General features: G+C 61.3%; 18 protein-coding genes and 1 pseudogene. 2 read left to right on the forward strand and 17 right to left on the reverse strand.

What is annotated here, in order from left to right:
- Window positions 1-123: 123 nt before the first annotated feature.
- The 8 genes from gcvP to arcD (J1D76_RS02155) all read right to left on the reverse strand — a co-directional run bounded on the left by gcvP (window position 124) and on the right by arcD (J1D76_RS02155) (window position 10,739).
- A complete protein-coding gene (gene gcvP, locus J1D76_RS02120; RefSeq protein WP_421136805.1) occupies window positions 124-2,976 on the reverse strand; it encodes an aminomethyl-transferring glycine dehydrogenase in 2,853 nt (950 codons plus the stop codon).
- 11 nt (window positions 2,977-2,987) lie between these two features.
- Complete coding sequence (gene gcvH, locus J1D76_RS02125; RefSeq protein ID WP_421136806.1) at window positions 2,988-3,371, reverse strand: glycine cleavage system protein GcvH; 384 nt, start codon at window positions 3,369-3,371, stop codon at window positions 2,988-2,990.
- A gap of 418 nt (window positions 3,372-3,789) precedes the next feature.
- Entirely contained in the window at window positions 3,790-5,298 is a 1,509-nt protein-coding gene (locus tag J1D76_RS02130) for a sigma-54-dependent transcriptional regulator (protein ID WP_421136807.1), read from the reverse strand.
- Between the two features lie 187 nt (window positions 5,299-5,485).
- Window positions 5,486-5,848: a DUF5064 family protein gene (locus tag J1D76_RS02135; protein WP_421136808.1), complete on the reverse strand. Its 363-nt coding sequence runs from the start codon at window positions 5,846-5,848 to the stop codon at window positions 5,486-5,488.
- Window positions 5,849-5,860: 12 nt separating this feature from the next.
- Window positions 5,861-6,790 carry a carbamate kinase gene (gene arcC, locus J1D76_RS02140; protein WP_421136809.1) on the reverse strand — a complete coding sequence of 310 codons (930 nt, stop codon included), beginning with the start codon at window positions 6,788-6,790 and terminating at the stop codon, window positions 5,861-5,863.
- Window positions 6,791-6,941: 151 nt separating this feature from the next.
- A complete protein-coding gene (locus J1D76_RS02145; RefSeq protein WP_421136810.1) occupies window positions 6,942-7,952 on the reverse strand; it encodes an ornithine carbamoyltransferase in 1,011 nt (336 codons plus the stop codon).
- Window positions 7,953-8,021: 69 nt separating this feature from the next.
- A complete protein-coding gene (gene arcA, locus J1D76_RS02150) occupies window positions 8,022-9,278 on the reverse strand; it encodes an arginine deiminase (protein WP_421136811.1) in 1,257 nt (418 codons plus the stop codon).
- A gap of 33 nt (window positions 9,279-9,311) precedes the next feature.
- Window positions 9,312-10,739 (reverse strand): arginine-ornithine antiporter, encoded by a 1,428-nt coding sequence (gene arcD / locus J1D76_RS02155; RefSeq protein ID WP_421136812.1) that lies wholly within the window; start codon window positions 10,737-10,739, stop codon window positions 9,312-9,314.
- A gap of 436 nt (window positions 10,740-11,175) precedes the next feature.
- On the opposite strand from arcD (J1D76_RS02155), the gene arcD (J1D76_RS02160) reads away from it, so the two are divergent.
- The gene (arcD, locus tag J1D76_RS02160) at window positions 11,176-12,603 is read left to right on the forward strand and encodes an arginine-ornithine antiporter (RefSeq protein WP_421136813.1); all 1,428 of its coding nucleotides are present in this window, start codon (window positions 11,176-11,178) and stop codon (window positions 12,601-12,603) included.
- The gene (locus J1D76_RS02165; RefSeq protein WP_421136814.1) at window positions 12,600-13,463 is read left to right on the forward strand and encodes a DNA-3-methyladenine glycosylase family protein; all 864 of its coding nucleotides are present in this window, start codon (window positions 12,600-12,602) and stop codon (window positions 13,461-13,463) included. The genes arcD (J1D76_RS02160) and J1D76_RS02165 overlap by 4 nt, the downstream gene beginning before the upstream one ends.
- 113 nt (window positions 13,464-13,576) lie before the next feature.
- Here J1D76_RS02165 and J1D76_RS02170 read toward each other — a convergent pair whose 3' ends face one another.
- The 9 genes and pseudogenes from J1D76_RS02170 to gap all read right to left on the reverse strand — a co-directional run bounded on the left by J1D76_RS02170 (window position 13,577) and on the right by gap (window position 24,171).
- Window positions 13,577-14,926: a CoA transferase gene (locus J1D76_RS02170; protein WP_421136815.1), complete on the reverse strand. Its 1,350-nt coding sequence runs from the start codon at window positions 14,924-14,926 to the stop codon at window positions 13,577-13,579.
- Between the two features lie 170 nt (window positions 14,927-15,096).
- Window positions 15,097-15,852 (reverse strand): methyl-accepting chemotaxis protein, encoded by a 756-nt coding sequence (locus tag J1D76_RS02175; RefSeq protein WP_371918577.1) that lies wholly within the window; start codon window positions 15,850-15,852, stop codon window positions 15,097-15,099.
- 150 nt (window positions 15,853-16,002) lie between these two features.
- A pseudogene (locus J1D76_RS02180) lies at window positions 16,003-17,235 on the reverse strand (chemotaxis protein); the annotation flags it as partial.
- A 200-nt stretch (window positions 17,236-17,435) separates the two neighbouring features.
- Window positions 17,436-17,825: a YbaN family protein gene (locus J1D76_RS02185; protein ID WP_421136816.1), complete on the reverse strand. Its 390-nt coding sequence runs from the start codon at window positions 17,823-17,825 to the stop codon at window positions 17,436-17,438.
- Between the two features lie 161 nt (window positions 17,826-17,986).
- Complete coding sequence (locus J1D76_RS02190; protein WP_421136817.1) at window positions 17,987-18,595, reverse strand: biliverdin-producing heme oxygenase; 609 nt, start codon at window positions 18,593-18,595, stop codon at window positions 17,987-17,989.
- A 112-nt stretch (window positions 18,596-18,707) separates the two neighbouring features.
- Window positions 18,708-21,272, reverse strand: a complete 2,565-nt coding sequence (locus J1D76_RS02195; protein ID WP_421136818.1) for a TonB-dependent receptor — start codon at window positions 21,270-21,272, stop codon at window positions 18,708-18,710.
- Between the two features lie 122 nt (window positions 21,273-21,394).
- Entirely contained in the window at window positions 21,395-22,360 is a 966-nt protein-coding gene (locus J1D76_RS02200) for a FecR family protein (RefSeq protein WP_421136819.1), read from the reverse strand.
- Between the two features lie 119 nt (window positions 22,361-22,479).
- Entirely contained in the window at window positions 22,480-22,998 is a 519-nt protein-coding gene (locus J1D76_RS02205; protein ID WP_421136820.1) for an RNA polymerase sigma factor, read from the reverse strand.
- A gap of 171 nt (window positions 22,999-23,169) precedes the next feature.
- On the reverse strand, window positions 23,170-24,171 hold the full coding sequence (gap, locus tag J1D76_RS02210) for a type I glyceraldehyde-3-phosphate dehydrogenase (RefSeq protein ID WP_421136821.1): 1,002 nt from the start codon (window positions 24,169-24,171) through the stop codon (window positions 23,170-23,172).
- Window positions 24,172-24,232: the final 61 nt, after the last annotated feature.

A 24,232-nucleotide genomic window follows, 5' to 3' on the forward strand; every position in this document is an offset into this window, starting at 1 on the left:
GTAGGAGCTGGCTTGCCAGCGAAGGCGATGGGTCAGACAGGACGCCTTCGCTGGCAAGCCAGCTCCTACAGGATTTTGTGGTGTTCTGGAAATCGGGGGCGGATCAACCGCCCCCTCATTCGTTTAAGCGTAGCTTTCGATCGACGGGCAGGCGCAGACCAGGTTGCGGTCGCCGAACACGTTGTCGACGCGACCGACCGGCGGCCAGTACTTGCCTTCGATCAGCGACGCAACCGGATAGACCGCTTGCTCACGGCTGTACGGGTGCGACCATTCGCCCACCAGCTCCTTGGCGGTGTGCGGCGCGTTTTTCAGCGGGTTGTCGTCCTTGTCCAGGGTGCCGTTTTCCACCGCGCGGATTTCTTCGCGGATGCGGATCATGGCGTCGCAGAAGCGGTCCAGTTCTTCCTTGGATTCACTTTCGGTCGGCTCGATCATCAACGTGCCGGCCACGGGGAACGACATGGTCGGCGCGTGGAAACCGAAGTCGATCAGGCGCTTGGCAACGTCATCGACGCTGATGCCGCTGCTGTCTTTCAATGGACGCAGGTCGAGGATGCACTCGTGTGCCACCAGGCCGTTGCTGCCGGTGTACAGCACCGGGTAGTGCTCTTCGAGGCGACGGGAGATGTAGTTGGCATTGAGGATCGCCAGCTGCGATGCACGCTTCAAACCTGCGCCGCCCATCATGCGAATGTACATCCAGGTGATCGGCAGAATGCTTGCGCTGCCGAACGGTGCCGCGCAAACGGCGCCTTCCTTGCGCTCCATCTGCGCGTGGCCCGGCAGGAATGGCGCCAGGTGCGATTTCACACCGATCGGGCCTACGCCCGGGCCGCCACCACCGTGTGGAATGCAGAAGGTCTTGTGCAGGTTCAGGTGCGACACGTCGCCGCCGAACTTGCCCGGGGCGCAGAGGCCGACCATCGCGTTCATGTTGGCGCCGTCGATGTACACCTGGCCACCGTTGTCATGAACGATGCCGCAGATTTCGCGGATGCCTTCTTCGAACACGCCGTGGGTCGACGGGTAAGTGATCATCAGCGCAGCGAGGTGTTCGCGGTGCTCGATGGCCTTGGCGCGCAAGTCTTCGATGTCGACGTTGCCACGGGCATCGCAGGCGGTCACGACCACGCGCATGCCAGCCATCTGGGCGGTGGCCGGGTTCGTACCGTGGGCCGACGACGGGATCAGGCAGATGTCGCGACGGTCTTCGCCACGGCTCTGGTGATAGGCACGGATTGCCAGCAGCCCGGCGTATTCACCCTGGGAACCGGCGTTCGGTTGCAGCGACACCGAGTCATAACCGGTGGCGGCGCAGAGCATCGCTTCCAGTTCATCGGTTAGTTGCTGGTAGCCGGCGCTTTGCTCGGCCGGGGCGAACGGGTGCAGGGCGCCGAATTCGGCCCAGGTCACTGGGATCATTTCGCTGGCGGCGTTGAGTTTCATGGTGCACGACCCCAGCGGGATCATGGTGCGGTCCAGCGCCAGGTCTTTGTCCGCCAGTTTGCGCAGGTAGCGCATCAGCTCGGTTTCCGAGTGATAGCGGTTGAACACCGGGTGGCTGAGGATCGGCGACTGGCGTACCAGCGCGGCCGGGATGGTGCTGGTGACCGAGGCGGCGAGGGCGGCAAAGTCCGGCAGGGCCTTGCCGTCGGACAGCAGGCTCCACAGGGCTTCAACGTCGGCCTGGGTGGTGGTTTCGTCCAGGGACAGGCCCAGACGCTCGCCATCGACCACGCGCAGGTTGATGCGCTGGGCGTGTGCCTTGTCGTGCAGGGCGGCGGTTTGCGCGCCGGTCTTGACGGTCAGGGTGTCGAAGAAGCTCGCTTGCTCGACGTTCAGGCCCAAGGCGCTCAAGCCTTTGGCCAGGATCGCGGTCAGGTGATGCACGCGATTGGCGATCTGCGTCAGGCCTTTCGGGCCGTGGTACACGGCATACATGCTGGCGATGTTGGCCAGCAGCACTTGCGCGGTGCAGATGTTCGACGTGGCTTTCTCGCGACGGATGTGTTGCTCGCGGGTCTGCATGGCCAGGCGCAGGGCCGGGTTGCCGAAACGGTCCACGGAGACACCGACCAGACGGCCCGGCATGTCGCGCTTGAACGCGTCCTTGGTGGAGAAGTACGCCGCGTGCGGGCCACCGAAGCCCAGCGGCACGCCGAAGCGTTGTGCGCTGCCGATGGCCACGTCGGCTCCGAATTCGCCCGGTGCGCTCAGCACGGTCAGGGCCAGCAGGTCGGCAGCCACGGCAACTAGAGCGTTGGCGGCGTGGAAGCGTTCGGTCAGCTCGCGGTAGTCGAACACGTCACCGTTGCTCGCCGGGTACTGCAGCAGCGCGCCGAAGAACGGCGTCACGTCGCTCAGTTCGCGCTCGTCACCCACTACCACGTCGATGCCCAAAGGCTCGGCACGGGTGCGCAGTACGTCGAGGGTCTGCGGGTGGCAATGCACGGAAGCGAAGAAGGCGTGGCTGCCTTTGTTCTTGCTCAGGCGTTTGCAGAAGGTCATGGCTTCGGCAGCGGCGGTGGCTTCGTCGAGCAGGGAAGCGTTGGCAATCGGCAGGCCGGTGAGGTCGCTGATCAGGGTCTGGAAGTTGAGCAGCGCTTCGAGACGGCCCTGGGAAATTTCTGGCTGGTACGGGGTGTAGGCGGTGTACCAGGCCGGGTTTTCCAGCAGGTTGCGCAGGATCGGCGACGGCGTGTGGGTGCCGTAGTAACCCTGGCCGATGAAGGTCTTGAACAGCTGGTTTTTAGTCGCGATGGACTTGATCAGGGCCAGGGCATCGGCTTCGCTCAGGCCGTCTTCCAGGCCGAGCACGCTGGTGCCCTTGATGCTGTCGGGAATCACGCTGGCGCTCAGGGCTTCCAGGGAGTCGAAACCGAGGCTGTTGAGCATGGCCTGCTCGTCACCGGCGCGCGGGCCGATGTGACGGGCGATGAATTCGTTGGCAGTGGTCAAATGGACTTGAGTCATGTCAGTGCTCCTCAGGCTTCGGCTTGGGCTTTGATCAGGCGGTCGTAGGCGTCCTGGTCCAGCAGTTGGGCGACAGCGGCGGCGTCGCTTGGCTGGAAGCGGAAGAACCAGCCTTCGCCCAGCGGATCTTCGTTGACCAGTTCCGGACTGCTGTCGAGCGCCGGGTTCACTTCCAGCACTTTACCGTCCAGCGGCATGTACACGCCGCTGGCGGCTTTTACCGATTCCACGGTGGCGGCTTCGGCGCCTTTGTCGTAGGACTGCAGCTCAGGCAGTTGAACGAAGACCACGTCGCCCAGGGCGTTCTGGGCGAAAGCGGTGATGCCGACGGTGACGCTGCCGTCAGTTTCGGTACGCAGCCATTCGTGATCTTCAGTAAAACGCAACTCGCTCATGGGAACTCCTAAGGGGCCAGACTCGTCTGGTGGACGCGATTGAATGCTGGGGCGATGCCCGGTTATGGAGGACTACATAGCAAGAACACGGCCAATGTTGTTTTTATCGTTATTAATCATATAGTTAGTTGTTTTAGATAAGCGCAGAAACGAGTTCGCTGTAGCGAAATCGATACGGCATATGTCGAGGATAAAAGCCGAGGTGGATCAAAGCCTTGCGCAGCCGTGATCGCAGAGGGGTGTAGCGATATCGTTCCGCTGTAGCGCTTTCAGTACAGGTGGGGGTCGTTTTTGAACGCACCTGCACCGATAGGAGCTGGCTTGCCAGCGAAGGCGATGTTCGTCACACCCACAGATTTAAGTCGGGTGAGAGGGACCCTTCGCTGGCAAGCCAGCTCCTACAGGTGTGTGGTGTCCGTCAGGGCTTGTTGGGAATGCCGTACTTGCGCAACCGGTGGGCAATCGCGGTGTGGGAGGTTTGCAGGCGGGTCGCCAGTTGGCGGGTCGAGGGGTAGCTGACGTAGAGTTTTTCCAGCAGGGTTTTCTCGAATTCGTCCATGGCTTGCTCGAGGCTGTCGACCTCGTGGTCGCTCTGGCGCGCCACTGAGGTGCCGGCGATGTCGAGGTCGCCGATGTCCACCAGGCTGCTTTCGCAAATGGCGGCGGCGCGGAAGATCACGTTCTGCAACTGTCGCACGTTGCCCGGCCAGCGGTTGCCCAGCAGCGCCGGGTAAGTGCCCGGCGCCAGGCGACAGATCGGCCGCTGGATCTGCGCGCAGGCCTGCTGCATGAAGTAACGGGCCAGCAGCAGGATGTCCTGGCCACGTTCACGCAGCGGTGGCACTTCGACGTTGAGCACGTTGAGTCGATAGAACAAGTCCTCACGAAACAGGCCTTCACTGACCATTTTTTCCAGGTCACGGTGGGTCGCGCTGAGGATCCGCACGTTGACCTTGACCTCACGATCACCGCCGACCCGGCGGAAGCTGCCGTCATTGAGGAAACGCAGCAACTTGGCCTGCAAATACGGTGACATCTCGCCGATTTCATCGAGAAACACCGTGCCCTGGTTGGCCAGTTCCATCAGCCCCGGTTTGCCACCGCGTTGCGCGCCGGTGAAGGCACCGGGGGCGTAGCCGAACAGTTCGCTTTCGGCGAGGTTTTCCGGCAGTGCTGCGCAGTTCAGCGCCAGGAACGGCGAGCTGTGGCGGGCACTGATGGCGTGGCAGGCGCGGGCCACCAGCTCCTTGCCGGTGCCGGTTTCGCCCTGGATCAGCAGCGGCGCATCAAGGGCCGCCACCCGTTGCGCGCGGACCTTGAGGGTGCGGATGACCGGGGATTCGCCGAGCAACGCATCGAAACCTTCGGCGTGATCGTGGTGCAATGCCGACAGGCGTTCGCCGATGCGGTTGGGTTGGTACAAGGTCAGTAGCGCGCCGGCGTCGGTGATGGGCGTGGCGTCGAGCAACAGAGTTTGGCCGTTGACGGTGATTTCCCGCAGCGGCAGGCGGAAGCCGTTTTCCAGCAGGGCGTCGAGCAAGGCCGGGTCGGCAAATAATTCGGCAATGCTTTCACCGGCCGGCTCACGGCCGTAGAGGGCAATCAGCGCCGGGTTGGCCAGCAGCACCTTGCCGTCGCTGTCCAGCGCCAGCACCGGGTCGGTCATGGCGGCCAGCAAGGCGTCGAGCTGCAAGTGCCGGCGCTGGCCGGGCAAGATGTCGACCACCGTCACCGCTTGCACGCCACGCACGCTGAACAGGGCATCGCGCAGTTCCTCGAGCACTTGCGGGCTCAGGGTCGGCGCATCGATGTAAACGTTGGGCGGGACCATTTCCACCGCATCCAGGTTCAGATTGCGCCCGCCGAGCAGGGCCAGGACTTCCTGGGTGATACCGACGCGGTCGATGAAGCTGACGTGGATACGCATGGGGCGGTTTTGAGGTCTGCAGTGCGGAGGGTGGCAAGTATGCCTTGGTGAAGGGGTAGAGGTGAAATCCGCAGTCAGGTACAGCACCTGTAGGAGCCGGCTTGCTGGCGATTCGGACGGTGCGGTATGTCAGTAATACCGGGTTATCGTTCATCGCTGGCAAGCCAGCTCCTACAAGGGATAGGGGTTATTCGAATTTCTCGAGATCGATCGGGTCGCCGGACTTCATGTCCAGTTGCGTGCGGATGTCTTCGAACATCATGTCGTAATGTTCGTGGGACGAACCGATGGCGATTTTTTCCTTGGGAATGCCGTATTTCTCGGCAATTTTCGTCACATTGCTGGCGAAGTTGTAGGCTTCCTCCTTGGGCAGGAAGAACGGCTCCTTCAGGTCCTTGCCCTGAATGCTGCCATGCAGGGTGAACTGAATGCCTTTTTCCCCTTTGGGGTTCTTGCTGACTTCATAGTCGAGATGGATGTTGTAGCTCACATCATCCTTGTTCAGCGCATGGCGCTCGATGTGCAAGTGACCTGGATCAAACGTTGCCATAAAGGCCTCTCTCTACAAGTAAGTAATGCCGGCGGTCGCCGTGCTGATGCGCGTACCGGCCGTGCCCTGGACGATTGCTTCGATGTCGGCGAGCGAGCCGATCACCGCCACTTTCCCAGTATGGCGTGCGAATTCGCAGGCTGCCTGCACCTTCGGTCCCATGGAGCCGGCGGCAAAGCCGAGCGTTTCCATTGCGTCGGGGTGAGCCTGGGCGATGGCTTTTTGCGTGGGTTTGCCGAAGTCGATGAACGCGGCGTTGACGTCGGTGGCGATCACCAGCAAGTCGGCTTCCAGCTGTTCGGCCAGCAGCGCCGAGCACAGGTCTTTGTCGATCACCGCTTCGACGCCTTCAAGCTTGCCGGGCGAGGTGTACATAGTCGGGATGCCGCCACCGCCAGCGCAGATCACGATGGCGCTTTTTTCCAGCAGCCATTTGATCGGGCGAATCTCGAAGATGCGCTTGGGTTTCGGGCTGGCGACCACGCGGCGGTATTTGTCGCCGTCCGGGGCAATGGCCCAACCTTTTTCGGCCGCGAGTTTTTCTGCATCGGCCTTGCTGTAGACCGGGCCGATGGGTTTGGTCGGGTTGTTGAAGGCCGGGTCGTTGGCGTCGACTTCGACCTGGGTCAACAGGGTGGCGAAGGGCACTTCGAAGTCCAGCAGATTGCCCAGTTCCTGTTCGATGATGTAGCCGATCATGCCTTCGGTTTCAGCGCCGAGTACGTCCAGCGGGTAAGGTGTGACGGAAGTGTAGGCCGCCGCCTGCAAGGACAGCAGGCCGACCTGGGGGCCATTGCCGTGGGCGATGACCAGTTGGTTGCCGGGGTGAATCTTGGCGATCTGTTCGGTGGCGATCCGGATGTTGGCGCGCTGGTTGTCAGCGGTCATCGGTTCACCGCGGCGGAGCAGGGCGTTACCGCCAAGAGCTACGACGATGCGCATGGTGCTAGTCCTTCTAAACAGAGGAAAGGCAACGACCCGGTCCCTTGTAGGAGCGAGCCTGCTCGCGAAAGCGAGGTGTCAGTCGACATTCCTGTTGAATGTCAGACCGCCATCGCGAGCAGGCTCACTCCTACAGGGATCGGTGCCGGTCTTAAAGATCCGCCAGCGTCGACACCAGGATCGCCTTGATGGTGTGCATGCGGTTTTCCGCTTGCTCGAAGGCGATGCAGGCCGGCGACTCGAACACGTCATCGGTCACTTCGATGCCGTTTTTCAGGTGCGGGTACTGCTCGGCGATCTGCTTGCCGATCTTGGTGTCGCTGTTGTGGAACGCCGGCAAGCAGTGCATGAACTTGGTGCGCGGGTTGCCGGAGGCTTTCATCAGTTCGGCGTTGACCTGGTACGGCAGCAATTGCTGGATGCGCTCGGCCCAGGCTTCGACCGGTTCGCCCATCGACACCCAGACGTCGGTGTGAATGAAGTCGACGCCCTTGACCGCCGCTTTCGGGTCTTCGGTGAGGGTGATGCGTGCGCCGCTTTCTTCGCCGTATTTTTTGCAGCGGGCCACCAGGTCGTCCAATGGCCACAGGGCTTTCGGCGCGCAGATGCGCACGTCCATGCCGAGCTTGGCGCCGATCAGCAGCAGCGAGTTGCCCATGTTGTTGCGCGCGTCGCCCAGGTAGGCGTAGCTGATTTCATGGATTGGCTTGTCGGCGTGTTCGCGCATGGTCAGCACGTCGGCGATCATTTGCGTCGGGTGGTATTCGTCGGTCAGGCCGTTGAACACCGGCACGCCGGCGAACTTGGCCAGTTCCTCGACGATTTCCTGCTTGAAGCCACGGTACTCGATGGCGTCGTACATGCGCCCGAGCACGCGGGCGGTGTCCTTCATGCTTTCCTTGTGGCCGATCTGCGAGGAGTTCGGGTCGATGTAGGTGACGTTGGCGCCCTGATCGTAGGCCGCGACTTCGAATGCGCAACGGGTGCGGGTCGAGGTTTTTTCGAAGATCAGCGCGATGTTGTTGCCTTTCAGGTGCTGCTGTTCGGTGCCGGTGTACTTGGCACGTTTCAGGTCGCGGGACAGGTCGAGCAGGTAGCGCAACTCGCGAGGCGTGTGGTGTTCCAGGCTCAGCAGATTGCGGTTATGAATATTGAACGCCATTTTGGATCTCCTTAAGTGTCGGTTATCCCCCTGGCCTGCGCTGGGTAAGTGCAGGCCAGGGCTAACAGGTTAGTAGTCGATTGGGTCGCGGATGATCGGGCAGGTCATGCAATGGCCGCCGCCTCGTCCCCGGCCGAGTTCGCCGGCGCTGATGGTGATGACTTCCACCCCGGCCTTGCGCAGCAGGGTATTGGTGTAGGTGTTGCGGTCGTAGCCGATGACCACGCCCGGTTCCACGGCCACCACGTTGTTGCCGTCGTCCCATTGCTCGCGCTCGGCGGCGAAGCTGTTGCCGCCAGTCTCGACCACGCGCAGGGCCTTGAGGTTGAGCGCCTGGGCCACGGTGTCGAGGAAGTTGGTGTCTTCGCGACGGATGTCGATGCCTTCCGGTTTGCTCTCATCGGGACGCAGGGTGAAGGCCACGATCTGGTTCACCACTTCCGGGAAAATCGTGACCAGGTCGCGGTCGCAGAAGCTGAACACGGTGTCCAGGTGCATCGCTGCGCGGGATTTCGGCAGGCCGGCGACGATCACTTTCTCTACCGCCTTGTTCTTGAACAGGTTCACCGCCAACAGGGCGATGGCCTGGCGCGACGTCCGTTCGCCCATGCCGATCAACACCACACCATTGCCGATCGGCATCACATCGCCGCCTTCAAGGGTGGCGTTGCCGTGATCCTTGTCCGGGTCGCCGTACCAGATCTGGAAGTCGGCGTTGGTGAACTCGGGGTGGAACTTGTAGATGGCACTGGCCAGCAGGGTTTCCTGACGGCGTGCCGGCCAGTACATCGGGTTGAGGGTGACGCCGCCGTAGATCCAGCAGGTGGTGTCGCGGGTGAATTGGGTGTTGGGCAGGGGCGGCAGAATGAAGCTGGTGTTGCCGAGGAAATCGCGGAACATCTCGATGGCCTTGCCACCGAAGCTGCTCGGCAAGTCGTCGCCCGATACGCCGCCGATCAGGAACTCCGCGATCTTGCGCGGCTCCAGGCTGCGCAGCCACGAGGCGGTTTCGTTGATCAGGCCCAGGCCTACCGAGTTGGCGGTGATCTTGCGTTCCAGAATCCAGTCCAGGGCTTCGGGGATGGCGACGATGTCGGTCAGCAGGTTGTGCATTTCCAGCACATCGATGTTGCGTTCACGCATCTTGGTGACGAAGTCAAAGTGGTCGCGCTTGGCCTGGGCCACCCACAACACGTCATCGAACAGCAGTTCGTCGCAGTTGTTCGGGGTCAGTCGCTGGTGGGCCAGGCCTGGGGAACAAACCATGACTTTGCGCAGTTTTCCGGCTTCGGAATGGACGCCGTACTTAACTTTTTCCGTGGTCATTACAGTGAACCTCCAGGGGACAAAACGATTGCATTACAGGGTCAGGAAGCCGTCGTAGAGACCGTAGGCCGCCACCACGGCACCCACGACCACTGCGGCGAAAATCAGCTTCTCGACGTTGGTGAAAACCGGTTTGTTGATTTCAAGCTTAGCCTTCGCAAACAGGATCACGCCGGGGGCATAGAGCAGTGCCGAGAGCAGCAGGTACTTGATGCCGCCGGCGTACAGCAGCCAGATCGCGTAGATCAGGGCCACGGCGCCGATGATGAGATCTTTTTGCCGGCCGGCGGCCGAGCCCTCGTAGGTTTCACCGCGCGCGGCCAGCAGCAGGGCATAGGCCGCCGACCACAGGTAGGGCACGAGGATCATCGAGGTGGCGAGGTAGATCAGCGACAGGTACGTGCTGGCCGAGAACAAGGTGATGACCAGGAAAATCTGCACCATGGCGTTGGTCAGCCACAGGGCGTTGACCGGGACATGGTTGGCGTTCTCCTTGCGCAGGAAGGCCGGCATGGTGTGGTCCTTGGCGGCGGCGAACATGATCTCCGCACACAGCAGCACCCACGACAGCAATGCACCAAGCAGGGAGATGATCAGGCCAACGCTGATCAGTATCGCGCCCCAGTGACCGACCACGTGTTCGAGCACGGCGGCCATCGACGGGTTCTGCAGCTTGGCCAGTTCCGGTTGGGTCATGATCCCCAGTGACAACACGTTGACCAGCACCAGGAACAGCAGCACGGTGACGAAGCCGATGACGGTGGCCTTGCCCACGTCGCTGCGTTTTTCCGCCCGGGCCGAAAAGATGCTCGCGCCTTCGATGCCGATGAACACCCACACGGTGACCAGCATCATTTTGCGCACCTGGTCCATCACGCTGCCCAGGTCGGGATTTTTCAGGCCCCAGATGTCGGCGGTGAAGATGTCCAGCTTGAAAGCGAACAACGCGATCAGCATGAACAGCACCAGCGGCACGATCTTGGCGACGGTGGTCACCAGGTTGATGAACGCCGCTTCCTTGATCCCGCGCAGCACCAGGAAGTGCACGGCCCAGAGCAGCACCGAGGCGCCGATCACGGCGGCAACGGTATTGCCTTCACCGAAAATCGGAAAGAAGTAACCCAGGGTGCTGAACAGCAAGACGAAGTAGCCGACGTTGCCCAGCCAGGCACTGATCCAGTACCCCCAGGCGGACGAGAAACCCATGTAGTCGCCGAAGCCGGCCTTGGCATAGGCGTAGACCCCGCCGTCGAGGTCGGGCTTGCGGTTGGCCAGGGTCTGGAACACGAACGCCAGCGTAAGCATGCCGACGGCGGTGATTGCCCAACCGATCAGGATGGCGCCGACATCGGCACTGGCAGCCATGTTTTGCGGGAGGGAAAAGATCCCGCCCCCAATCATCGAACCGACGACCAGTGCCACCAGTGCGCCGAGTTTTAGTTTTCCGGGAGCTTCAGACATTGCATGACTCCAATGCAGGAGAAGAGAGGCCACAGATTAATTCTGTTGGCTATTCCATCAACTGACTTAGATCAGTAAATGATGGCGTTCAGGAAACGCTTGGCGCAGTGCCATCATTTGCCCGGTAACTTCCTGTAATGCTTGTTCTAGAGCCTTCTGTCGACAGTTATTGCAACTATCTATTTTTGTTTCGAATTATGACGCTAGTTCCTTATCCAAAATCTGCAAGTTTTATCCTTGCCTTTTTTGTACAGGATGGATGTATCAAAAAAAGCTATAAAGCTAATGATTATAACGGCGCCAAAAAAGCCGATTTATGCAAGTTAAGACTTTGATTGGCGCTCTCCATTAAACGTAATTACGCTTCATTGTTTTAGTTAACCGCCGATTTGTTACGATCTGGCGGCACAGGCCGCCCCGCAACGGAGACACACCCATGACGCCAGCCCCGCAAAAGCTTCGCCTGAACGCATTGATCGCCCTGGTGGTGGGGTCGATGATCGGCGGCGGGATTTTCTCCCTGCCACAGAACATGGCAATGCAAGCCGACGCGGGTGCCATCCTGATTGGTTGGGCGATTACCGCGGTGGGCATGCTGACCCTGGCGTTCGTGTTCCAGACCCTGGCCAATCGCAAGCCGGAACTGAATTCCGGGGTGTACGCCTACGCCAAGGCCGGGTTCGGCAACTACATGGGGTTTTCGTCGGCCTGGGGCTACTGGATCAGCGCGTGGCTGGGCAATGTCGGCTACTTCATCTTATTGTTCAGCACCCTCGGCTATTTTTTCCCGGTGTTCGGCGAAGGCAACACGCCGGTTGCCATTGCCTGCGCGTCGGTGCTGCTCTGGACCGTGCATTTTGTGGTGATGCGCGGGATCAAGGAGGCGGCGTTCATCAACCAGATAACCACCGTCGCCAAGATCGTGCCGCTGATCATGTTCATCGTGATTGCCGCCGTGGCCTTCAAGGCCGACATCTTTACCCTCGATATCTGGGGGCAGAACAACCCTAAGTTCGGCAGCGTGATGGACCAGGTGCGGCACATGATGCTGGTCACCGTGTTCGTGTTCATCGGCATCGAAGGCGCCAGCGTTTATTCGGCGCGTGCGGAGAAACGCTCCGACGTGGGTCGGGCAACGGTCATCGGCTTTATTGGTGTGCTCGCGCTGTTGGTGCTGGTGAACGTGCTGTCACTGGGGATCATGACCCAGCCGGAGCTGGCCAAGTTGCAGAACCCTTCACTGGCGGCGGTGCTTGAGCACATTGTCGGCCCTTGGGGCGCGTGGCTGATCAGCGCCGGGCTGGCGATCTCGTTGCTCGGCGCGTTGCTGTCCTGGGCGTTGCTGTGTGCAGAAATCCTCTTCGCCACGGCCAAGGACAAGACCATGCCGGCCTTCCTGACCCGGGAAAACGCCAATCATGTGCCGGTCAATGCGATGTGGTTGACCAACTCGATGATCCAGCTGTTCCTGCTGATCACGCTGTTTTCCGCCGGGACCTACACCAGCCTGATCTACCTTGCGTCGTCGATGATCCTGGTACCGTACCTATGGTCGGCGGCCTATGCGGTGTTGTTGTGCCTGCGCGGCGACACTTACCAACAAGTGCCGGGCGAGCGCAGCAAGGATTTGCTCATTGGCGTCATCGCCTTGAGCTACTCGGTCTGGTTGCTATACGCCGGTGGCTTGAAATACCTGTTGCTGTCGGCGTTGTTGTACGCGCCGGGGGTGATCCTGTTTGCCAAGGCGCGCCGTGAGCAGAGCATGCCGCTGTTTACGGTCATCGAGAAGGGCATTTTCACCGGCGTCCTCGGCGGCGCGGGGCTGGCGGCCTATGGTTTGTACAGTGGGTTGCTGAGCCTGTGAATCTATTGTTGGCGTATGAGCCGCCCTATGACTGGCCGGCGATGCTCGGTTTTCTGTCGGCGCGGGCGATTACCGGGCTCGAGACGGTGAGTGACGGCGTGTATGCCCGCAGCATTGGTTTGCACGGTGTGCACGGCTGGTTCTCGATCCAGCCGGCGTCCTCGAATGCCCTTGAGTTGACCGTGGAATTTCCAGACCCGGGCGCGGTACCAGAAATCGTCGCCCGGGTGCGGCGGATGTTCGACCTGGATGCCGACCTGAGCGCGACGCATCGACACCTGGCGCTGGATCCGCTGATGGCACGACTGATTGCCGAGCGCCCGGGCTTGCGCATACCGGGTGCCTGGGACGGTCTGGAACTGGCGATTCGGGCGGTGCTGGGGCAGCAGATCACGGTGGTGGCGGCGATCAAATTGGCGGGGAAGCTGGTGGCGGAATATGGCGCACCGTTGGCGCAACCGTTATCGGGGTTGAGCCATGTGTTCCCCACGGCCGACGTACTGGCGGGGGCAGACCTGGCCGCGCTGGGGATGCCGAAAAGTCGCGGCCGGACATTGTCGGGTGTGGCCCAGGCGTTACTCGACGATCCGCGGTTATTCGAGTCGGGCCGGGAGGGCGGGGTCGCGCGGTTGCTGGCCTTGCACGGGATTGGCGACTGGACGGCCCAGTACATCGCCTTGCGGCAATTGCGCGAGATGGATGGCTTTCCCAATGGTGATGTCGGCTTGATCAATGCGTTGGCAGCGCTGGAGGGCGGGCCGGTGACGGCGAAGCAATTGTTGGCGCGGGCTGACGCGTGGCGACCTTATCGGGGGTATGCGGCGCAGTTGCTGTGGACGTCGTTGAGTCGTTCTGATTGAGCTGATCCGGATGCGGCGTTGGCCGTTCGGACGTCTTCGCTGGCAAGCCAGCGCCTACAGTGGTTCAGCGAATACCTGTAGGAGCTGGCTTGCCAGCGAAGGCTATCTAAAACTCACCACCACTGCGCGCGATGGGAACCTAATTCAGTAGCCGGCAAGGCCCATTGCAAAGGCGTTCCCGTGATCTTCAGCGGTGCGTGCAACCGATGCGCCGGCCCCCAGGGGGTTTGCTCAACCTGTACCCCCTGATCGTTTTGGTCTTCGGCGCGCAACGGTTCATCCGGGCCGGCTCCTTGCTCGATCAACAACCTCGCCGTACGCGCCAGCGACAACCGCGCCGAGCCCCCCGTGCCGTCGTTCAACCGCTGCGCCAACAACCTGATCGCACTGGCCGCCATCAAATACCCGGTGGCGTGATCGAGGGCCTGCACCGGCAACGGCGTGGGCTTGTCCGCCTGCCTCCACTGCATGCCCGCTTCGGCAATGCCACAGCTCATCTGCACCAGGCTGTCGAAGCCCCGACGGTTTTGCCAGGGGCCGCTCCAGCCATAAGCGTTGAGGCTCACATCGATCAGCCCGGGGTTCAGTTGCTGGCGCTGATTCATGCCCAGGCCAAGCCGCTCCAGTGCATCGGCGCGATAGCCGTGGAGCAGAATGTCGGCCTCCTTGAGCAGGCCTTCGAAAACGGCCCGGTCGGACTTATCCTTCAGATCAAGACGTGCGCAGCGTTTTCCCAATGTGACTTCCGGCACCACCCCTGGCTCGTTCCAGGTGGGCGGGTCGATGCGCAACACATCGGCACCCAGGCCTGCCAAAAAGCGACTGGCGATGGGCCCCGCCAATACCCGCGTCAGGTCCAGCACCTTGATGCCGGCCAGTGGTCGAGCGACTGAACCTGTCCACGGTTTGCCGTTCTGCCCTTGTGGGTGGGCGAATTGAATCAAGGGTTCGGCGTTGACCGCCAGGCCTTGAGGATGGACCTGCCATTCTTCCCAGGTGCGCATTTCGGCGGCACAACCACCGGCGGCGACCACAGCTTGCTCCAGTTCGCTGTTCGCCCATCGCGTCACTTTACTGGCCATCGCAGCGCGGTCGGCGCAGGCACCGAGCACGCGTTCGGCAGCGGCACGGTGATGGGGCGCGTTGGTGTGCAGGCGAATCCAGCCATCACGGGTAGCGTAGTCGCCGGCCACTGCATCCCACAGCGGTGGAACGCTCCAGCCTGTCGGGCGAATCGAGGTGGCGAACCAGAATGACGCCAGGCGGCGGTCGACTTCGAGGTTGGGCACGCGACCGGTTTGCTGGTGCAGCAATTCGCTGGTTGCCTGGCCGGCAGCGGCGATGCTGGCGCAGGCCAGGTCCGTGACGGCAAATGCCGAGGGCAGGGCGCCACTGGACGTGAAGGGAATCGGGGTGTGGGGCAAACCGAGTGCGGCTTGAATGGACGTGAGCAGTTCAGTCATCGAAGGGCCCTCCAGAACGAGAGCCCGATCTTAGTTCAAAACATGCCCGGATCATGTGAAACCTTGTGGGAGCGAGCCTGCTCGCGAAGACGGTGTGTCAGCCACATTGATGTTGCATGGGCTGGCGTCTTCGCGAGCAAGCTCGCTCCTACAGGGGATGGGGCTATTTTTCAAACACGGAACTGGTCCATCAACTTCATCTGGTGGGTGGTCAGCGAGTTGAGCTGGCTGCTGATTTGCGCCGACTCAGTGGCTTGGCCCGTCAGGGTTTCGGTGACGGTGCGAATCGCCGAGACGTTGCGATTGACCTCTTCGGCCACGGCGCTTTGCTGTTCGGCGGCACTGGCGATTTGCAGGTTCATGTCGCTGATCACCGTCACGGCGTCGCTGATTTTGCCCAGCGCCTGTACCGCTTGCTGGATCTGCCCGGCATTGCTGTGGGCCTGGGTCTGGCTCGAGTGCATGGTGGCGACTACGCCGCGGGTGCCGGACTGGATGCGTTCGATCACCAGGCGAATTTCTTCCACCGAATCCTGGGTGCGCTTGGCCAGGTTGCGGACTTCGTCCGCCACCACCGCAAAGCCGCGACCGCTTTCGCCGGCACGGGCGGCTTCAATTGCCGCGTTGAGCGCCAGCAGGTTGGTTTGCTCGGCGATGCTGCGGATCACCTCCAGCACCGAACCGATCTGCTCGCTGTTGACCGCCAGGGCTTCGACTTCGGTGACAGCCTTGCTGACCTCATCGGCCAACTGATTGATGTCGCGTGTGCTGCGTTCGATGATCTGCATGCCGTCGCGGGCCGACTGGTCGGCACCCTTGGCGGCGTTGGCCGCGTTCGAAGCGCTGTTGGCAACGTCGTGGGCGGTGGCGCTCATCTCGTTGGAGGCGGTGGCGACCTGGTCGATTTCGCGGAACTGCACCTGCATGCCTTCGCTGGTCTGGCGGGCAATCTCGGACGACTGATCGGCGGTGCCACGGGCGTCGGTGATGCTTTGCTTGATCTGCGCGATGGTCGGTTGCAGCTTGTCGAGGAAGCGGTTGAACCAGCTCACCAGTTCGCCCAGTTCATCTTTCTTGCTGTACTGCAGGCGTTGGGTCAGGTCGCCGTCGCCACTGGCAATCGCCTTGAGCATTTGCGCCACGCTGTTGATCGGACGGGTCACGCCGGAGGCGGTCAGCCAGATCAGCAGCAAGCCGATTACACCGGCGATCACGGCCATCACCACGGCGTTGATCGTGCCGCTTTGCTGGGCCTCGTTGAGCACTTTGTGCAGCTTCACCGAGTCGGCCAGCAGCACTTGCCTGGGCAGGTCGATCACCACGGCCCAGGGCTTGGCGTCGGCAATCGGGCTGACCGGGTACACCGCACGGATCAGGTCGCCTTGCTGGAGAATCTTCGGTGCGCCATTGCCGAGCAGTTGCAAGATGTCCTTGCCGTCAGCGCCCAGGGTCTCGGCGATGTTCTTGCCGACCTTGGCCGCGTCGACACTGAAGGCACCCAGCACACCGGTGCCGGAAACGATCAGCATGTGCCCGGCGCTGTTGAACAGTTCACGCTGGGAATCGACGGCCGCCGCTTGCAACGCGTCGAGGGCGATGTCGACACCGACCACGCCGATGGATTTGCCATCCACCACCAGCGGCACGGAAATGGTGGTCATCAACACTTCCTTGTTGCCGACGGTGTCGGCGTACGGGTCGAGCAGGCAGGTGCGCTTGCTGTCCCGCGGGCAGGTGTACCAGACGTTGTACGGTGTGCCGCTGAGGTTCAGGGTGGTCTTGGTCATGTCCTCTTCGACCATGATCGTGTTCAGCGTTTCACCACCGGCACGGCTGAAATAAGTGGCGAAACGTCCGGCCTCGTTGGACTGGCGGGCGGCATCGTTGACGAATTCGCTGTCCTTGCCGTCCAGGCCGTTGGGTTCGAAGGCCAGCCAGACGCCCAGCACTTTGCTGTTGCGCTCGAAGGCGGTTTTCAGGCTCAGGTTCAACTCTTCACGCAGCGCGCCCGGCTCCAGCGAGCGCTTGGCGGCCATGGTGCGCATGTCCTTGATCTGGTCGGCCAGTGCGGTCACCACCGTCAGGGTTTCACCGAACGTCTTCTGCACCCGCACCGCTTGCTCGGCGGCCTTGGCCTGGAGCAGGTCCTGCACGCTGGCGGTGAGCATCCGGCTGCTGGAGTCATTGACCAGGTCATCGTTCTGATTGGTCTGGTAGATGTTCATGCCCACTATCAAGGCGACTACACCCAGCAGGCACAGACCGGACAGCAAGACGATTTTCAGGCGAATGGACAGTGAGTCGAACATAGGGCGAGCTCGCGAATGGATGAAGTGTTGGCTGTGGGCCGCCGGGGCGCACTCGCTAAATCCATTTAGCGCCGATCTATGCACATCGGCGTGGCGACGAGGTTACATGAGGGGCAACCCGACGAACGGTAGTGGTTGAACGTTTGCGCAGAAAAATGTGCCGAAAAGCATTTTAAAACGAGAAAAAATGGCGGAATTGTTCAGGAGGGTTCTGGCATGGATTCCGGACGCGACCAGATCCACAGGTTGCCCAGCCCCATGCCAGCAATTGCCAGATAGATCGGCCAGCCGTGATCGAGCATCACCAGCATCAGACCGGCACAAAAAAGCATGCTGACGGTGGCGCTGACTTTTGCCCGGCGCGCGATGATCTTGCCGTTGCGCCAGTTCTGCAGGATCGGGCCGAACAACCGGTGGTTTTCCAGCCAGGCACTCAGGCGCGGTGAGCTTTTGGTCGCGGCCCAGGCGGCCAGCAGGATGAACTCGGTGGTGGGCAAGCCAGGTATGACAATCGCGATCAGGCCGATGCCCAGGCTGACGTAGGCCAGCAGGCCGAAGAGGAAGCGCAAGAGTTTTGAGGAGGTGGGCATGGGCTCGGGAGGAAGACGTTCTGGCTTGATCGGGAACTAGCGAGGTTGCTCGGTCCCTTGTAGAAGCAAGCTTGCTCGCGATAGCAATGTTCAATTCAACATCTCTATTGGATGCGAAGCCGCCATCGCGGGCAAGCCCGCTCCCACAGGGATCAGGTGGCTCAGGCCGGTTCAGCAGTTGTCAAATAAGCCTGCTCCAGCAGCACGGTAAAGCGGTTGAACGCGTCAATCGCGCCTTTCTCCACGTCGGCTTCTTCCTGGTCGCTGAATGCCAGGCCGTCCAGGGATTTGACGAAGCGCTTCCAGCCTTCAGCGCGGCCGCCGGCCGGTTCGCCGAGGTGGCGGGCGCCGAAGGTTTCGCTCAGGCCCAGGCCGACAGCGCGTTTGATCAGGAATGCAGCGCCGAGCTTCGAGCCTTCGGAGACGAAGATCCAGCCCAGGGCTTCGGCCTTGGTCGGGTGCTTCAGTGCACCGGCAACGGGTGGCGGTACGTCGGTGTCCAGGTCCGCGAGATCGGCCTTGGCCGCCTCGGCACGGCAACGCTCTGGCAGATCCGCGACGATGGCCGTCAGTTCGGCATCGTTGTACAGCGAGACCAGTTCGGACTGGAACAGGTACTGCGCGACCACGAAACGAGCGAAATTGGCCTGGGTTTCGAACGGTGCGTGCGCTTTGACCCGTGCATCGAGTTTGCTGTGCGGCTCGTGGGTGATCTGGTTCAAACGTTGCGAACGCAGGTGGGGGCGTTGAGCGGTGTCCTGGGTATTCATGGCAAATCCTTGGGGAAGTAGAGGCGCTTGCTAACGAGACGAATCAGCCGACGCCTGACAGTAAAAAATCCTTGGCGAGCAGTTTCACAACGGCTCGCCGAGGATGTCCGGATCAGATGTCCCAGATCAGGTTGACCGCGAAGTTGCGACCCGGCTGGGTCAGGCGATCGAGGTTGGCCGGCTGGGTGACCGAGGCTTCGCCGACGCTGTCGTAGCCGCGCACGTCATCCCACAGCCAGTACTTCTTGTCGGTGAGGTTGTAGACGCCGCCGCTGACGGTCACGTCGTCGGTCACTTTGTAGAACGCGCTCAGGTCGAGAATGCCGAAACCTGGGGTCTTGAACTGGGTGCTGGTGCCGTCCGGGGTTTTGAAGCTGGTGCTGTCGACGCGATCCTTTTTCTTCACCAGCGTCCAGCTCAGCAAACCACCGTAGTTGTCCTGGTCGTAACCGAGGCCGAACACGCCGGTCAGCGGGTTGACGGTATTGAGCGGCTCGCCGCTGTCGTCGTTGCGGCCGTAGGCATACGCCACCGAACCCTGGGTGTAGAGGCCTTGCGGCGCACCGAAGGCATCGAGGTTGAGGCGACCCTTGACCTCGGCGCCCTTGATGGTGGCGTGCTTGATGTTGTTGCTCTGGAACGTGGTCTCGGTGTAGCCCGGGGTGATGGCGTTCTCGTCGATGAAATCGCGGTACTTGTTGTAGAACACGGCGACGTCAAACGAACCCTGCTCGAAGTTGCCACGCAAACCGGTCTCGTAGCTTTTGCTCTTTTCCGGTTCGAGGTCCGGATTGGGCGCGACCTGATAGCCGCCGGCAATGTTTTCGAAGCGTCCGTACAACGCCTTGGCGGTCGGCGTGCGGAAGCCTTCGGCGTATTGGCCATACCAGGTGTAGTGGTCATCGAAGCGGTAAGTGGTGCCGAACTTCGGCGACAGGCGATGCCAGGTCTTGGTCTCGTCGCTTACCGTGCCGTTGCGACTCTGGTCGGCGGTGGCCAGGAATTCTTCGGTGATGTGCGGCTTGAGCTGGGTGTAGTCGTAGCGAGCGCCGGGCAGGAAGGTCCAATTGCCCCAACTGATCTGGTCCTGGGCGAACAGGGCATAGCTGTTGACGGTCGGGTCCGGGAAGTCACTGGCGGGTGTCAGTGTGTCAGTAGCGCTCGGGGCGCCAATCACACGGCAGGCGCCGGCCACGGTCAAGCAAGTGCCGGTACCGGTGCGCAGGCCGGTGATTTTGTCCTGTTTGATGGTGGTGCCATAGGTGACGAGGTGATCGGTGTCGGCGATGGCAAACGACTTGTCAGCCTGGGCGTCGAACACCCATTGGCGATCCTTGTAGTGGGTGTCGCGGTTACGCAGCACGGTCCGCGACGGCGCGTAGATTTCCTCGGTGCTCTGGTCGGTCTTGGCGATCTGATAGTTCAGCGACCACTTGATGTTGTCGGCCAGTGCGCTGTCCAGGCCGAAATTGTGTTCCAGGCCAAAGCGTTCACGGGTGATGGTGTCGTTACCGGTGCGGGACTTGTAGAAGCCGAAACCGCGCCCGGCATTGAACGGGCCACCCACCGCGCTCAGTTGATTGGTGTCGCTGTCATCCTTGTAATGCTCGTAGGTCAGCCCCAGGCGCGCGTCGTCGGCGTAATCCCAGCCCAGTTTCGCCAGCACGCTGGTGGTGCGAACGTCCTCGGGGTTGGCCTCGGTGCGGTTCAAACCGGTACCGCCGGTTTCGCCGTAGGCGTCTGTTTCATGGCCGTTGCGCTGGCTGAAGTGCAACAAGCCATCGAACTCGCCGGTGCGACCGGCCACGGTGCCGGACGTCAGCCAGCTTTCGTCGGCGGAGCTGTAGCCGGTCTTCAGGCGTGCGCCAACATCCTTACCGGGCTTGATGATGTCGTCTGCGTCCAGCGTGAAGTAGCTGACCGCGCCGCCAATGGCGTTGCTGCCGTACAGCACAGAAGCCGGGCCGCGGAGGATTTCCACGCGCTTGACGATTTCCGGGTCGACATAGTTGCGGTTGGTCTGGGCGTACGGGCCGTTGAAGAACCCGTCGGGTATCTGCACGCCATCGACCTGGGTCAGCACGCGGTCGCCGTCGATACCGCGAATGTTGTAGCCGGTGATACCGGCGCGCTGGCCGGCGCCGCCTACCGAAACACCGGGTTCGTAGCGCACCAGTTCCTTGATGGTGTTGACGTTGTTGCGGTCCATGTCTTCACGCGTATAGACCGAAACCGTACTCGGCACGCTGCTGACACTCTGCTCATTGCGGGTGGCGCTGATGGTCACCTGATCCAGATTGAGCGCGCTGCCGGCACTGCGCTTTTCCAGCACGATGTTGTTGTTGCCCAGTTTGCGGTAGCTCAGGTTGGTCCCCACCAACAGGCGATCCAGGGCTTTCTCCGGCGACAGCGAACCACGAACGCCCGGCGAAGCAACACCTTGCGCCAGCTGCGACGATACGCCGACCTGCCAGCCCGTCACGGCGCTGAAGGCATTGAGTGCCGACACCAGGGATTGCTGGGGAATGGCGAACGCGTAGTCGCCCATTTTGCGGGTCTGCTGCTCGGTGGCAGTGGCGGCCATCAGCGGTGCACTGCCGGCGGTCAGGATGGCGGCTGTCAGCAGTGACAGCACGCGGGAAGGGGAAGAAGCTTGGCGGGTAAGGCGAGAGGACATCGATAGCGCTCCGTGTCGCACGAATCTTTATAGGTGCTGATTGGCAAGGTGAGATGCGAATCAATTGCATTGGCTATAACGAGACGTACGGAGTTTGGCTATCGAGTAAAAATAATTCTCATTTAGTTCAGGATCACCAGCGCCGGGAATTCCCGGAGTCTGGCCGAGGTGATGTGGGCTAGCGAGCGAACCACGTCCAGCGGCTGATCGAGGCGATAGTTGCCGGTGACAGTGACATCGGCCAACTGTTCGTTGTTATTGATGATCCAGCCCGGGTAATAACGGCGAAGTTCTGCCAGCACCTGGTTCAGCGGGCAGTTTTCAAACACCAGTCGACCCTGGACCCATGCCAGGTCGGTGGCGGCATCCAGCTTGGCCGGGCGGTCGAAACCGTTGGGGCCGATGCGAATACTTTCCCCGGCGGACAAGCGCACCCGTGCATCATCGCGGGTAGCCCGCAGGTCGACATCCCCACGCTGCACCCGAACCTGCGCCACGCCATCGAGGTAACGCACGGCAAACGCGGTATCGCGCACGCTGGCTGTGACCGGGCCGGCGTCGATTTCCAGCGGCTGGCCGCGGTTGGCCTGGACCTCAAAAAAAGCTTCGCCCTGGTACAGGCGCGCCACCCGTTGTTGATCGTTGATGGTGCTGGAAAACGCCGAATTGGTATTGAGCAGGACCCTGGAGCCGTCCTCCAGTTGCAGGCGCTGACGCTCGCCGACCACGGTCAGGTGATCGGCCTGCAGGCGCATCGGCAAATTGCTGAAGTTGAACAGGCCGAGGATTAGCACGGCGGCGGTGGCCAATGGTTTCCAGTGCGGACGCAGCCGGGCGAGGATCGTGACTTTCGCCGGGCGGGCCGCCAGGCTTTGCGCGCATTGCGCCACTTGTGGGCCATCCCAGATCGCCTGGGCCTTGGCGAATGCCTGGGCGTTCAACGGGTCGGTGTCGAGCCAGGCCTGGAACTGGCGGCTCTGCTCCTCGTCGTGACTGCCGAGCACGATCAGCCAGTCCAGGGCCTGGTCCATCGCGCTAGCGGCGGCTTGCGCCGGTGAGGGCTCAGGGGAGCGGTGATTGTCCGTCACGGTGTTTCCTCGGCAGTGTCTGTGCACGGCTGTTTTTTTGGTGAAGCGTAAAAGTCGGCCAAGGGTAGCAAAGCCCGCGGATCGGTGCAGTCGCTGCTGGCAGGTGTAAGGGTTGAAGCTCAGTTGGCGTTCAAGCGATCGGCGACGCCGATGCAGATCGACATGATCAGTTTCAATTCTTTCTGCACGGTGCTGAGGGACACGTTCAACTCGTCGGCGATTTCCTGGTAGCTGTGTCCGTGCAGGCGGCTGAGGATGAAAATCCGCTGCTGGCGGTCGCTGAGTTCACTGAGGCTCACGTTCAGGCGCTCCAGCAATTGTTCGGCGTGGGCGGCGTCTTCGGCGCTGCTGGTGGGGGCGGCGATGCTGTGCACCACTTCCTGCGGTACGTCGTCGACCATAGTGCGCGAGTGGATGCGCCGCGCGCGCAAATGGTCGAGCGCCAGGTTGCGCGCCGTCTGGAAGACAAAGGGTTCGAGATGGTCGATGGCCCGTTCGCTCAGCGCACGGGTCACCCGCAGGTAGGTTTCCTGCAACAGGTCTTCGGCGGTGCTGTGGTTGTTGACCATCCGTTCCAGCGTGCGCAGCAGGGACGTGCGCTGGGTGAGGAAAACATCATTGAAGCGCGACTGACTCACGGGAGAACCTGATCCATTTCGAGCGAATGATAATGCTTATCATCCGTGCGAGTGGTCAAGTCTTGAATTGTCAGCACAGTGTAAAGCGCAAAAAACTGAAAGAGCTGGCTTGCCAGCGAATGCGTTTTCGAGGGCGCCTTCGCTGGCAAGCCAGCCACTACAGAATAGGGATTATTCGGCGTTGCACAGCGCCAGGCAGTTATCGAGCATGCGGTTGGAGAAACCCCACTCGTTGTCATACCACGCCAATACCTTGAGCAACTTGCCGCTGGACTTGGTGTGGTTGGCATCGAAGATCGACGACAGCGGATTGTGGTTGAAGTCGCTGGAGACCAGCGGCAGGGTGTTGTACCCCAGGATTTTCGAATGCTGGCTGGCTTCTTTCATCAGCGCGTTGACTTCATCGGCCGACGCTTCGCGTTTGAGCTGTACGGTCAGGTCCACCAGCGACACGTTGATCACCGGCACGCGCACCGCCATGCCGGTCAACTTGCCTGCCAGTTCCGGCAGCACCAGGCCGACGGCTTCGGCGGCGCCGGTCTTGCTCGGGATCATGTTCTGCGTGGCCGAGCGGGCGCGGTACGGGTCGGTGTGGTAGACGTCGGTCAGGTTCTGGTCGTTGGTGTAGGCGTGAATGGTGGTCATCAGGCCGCTTTCGATGCCCAACTCGCGGTGCAGCACCTGGGCCACCGGGGCCAGGCAGTTGGTGGTGCATGACGCGTTGGAGATGATCTGGTGCGACTGGCGCAGAATATCGTGGTTAACCCCATAAACGACGGTGGCATCGGCGCCTTTGGCCGGGGCCGAGATGATCACTTTGCGTGCGCCGGCCGTAATATGCGCGGCGGCTTTGGCCCGGTCGGTGAACAGACCGGTGCATTCGAACACCACATCAATTTTTTCCGCGGCCCAAGGCAGGTCGACCGGGTTGCGAATCGCGCTGACCGAAATACGATCGCCGTTGACGGTCAGGCTTTCCTGGTCGTGCTGTACATCGGCGTCGAACGTGCCGTGAACGGTGTCGTACTTGAGCAGATGAGCATTGATCGCGCTGTCGCCCAAATCGTTGATGGCGACAATCTGCAGATCCTGACGGTAGCCCTGGGTATAGAGTGCGCGCAGGACGTTACGGCCGATGCGGCCAAAACCATTGATTGCGATTCGAAGAGTCATTTATCTGCGCTACCGTCGTTTTGTTGTTGGAATTACAAGATTATTCGCAAAAAAATAGAAA

This window comes from Pseudomonas sp. NFX15, assembly GCF_049132105.1.
Lineage (GTDB): Bacteria > Pseudomonadota > Gammaproteobacteria > Pseudomonadales > Pseudomonadaceae > Aquipseudomonas.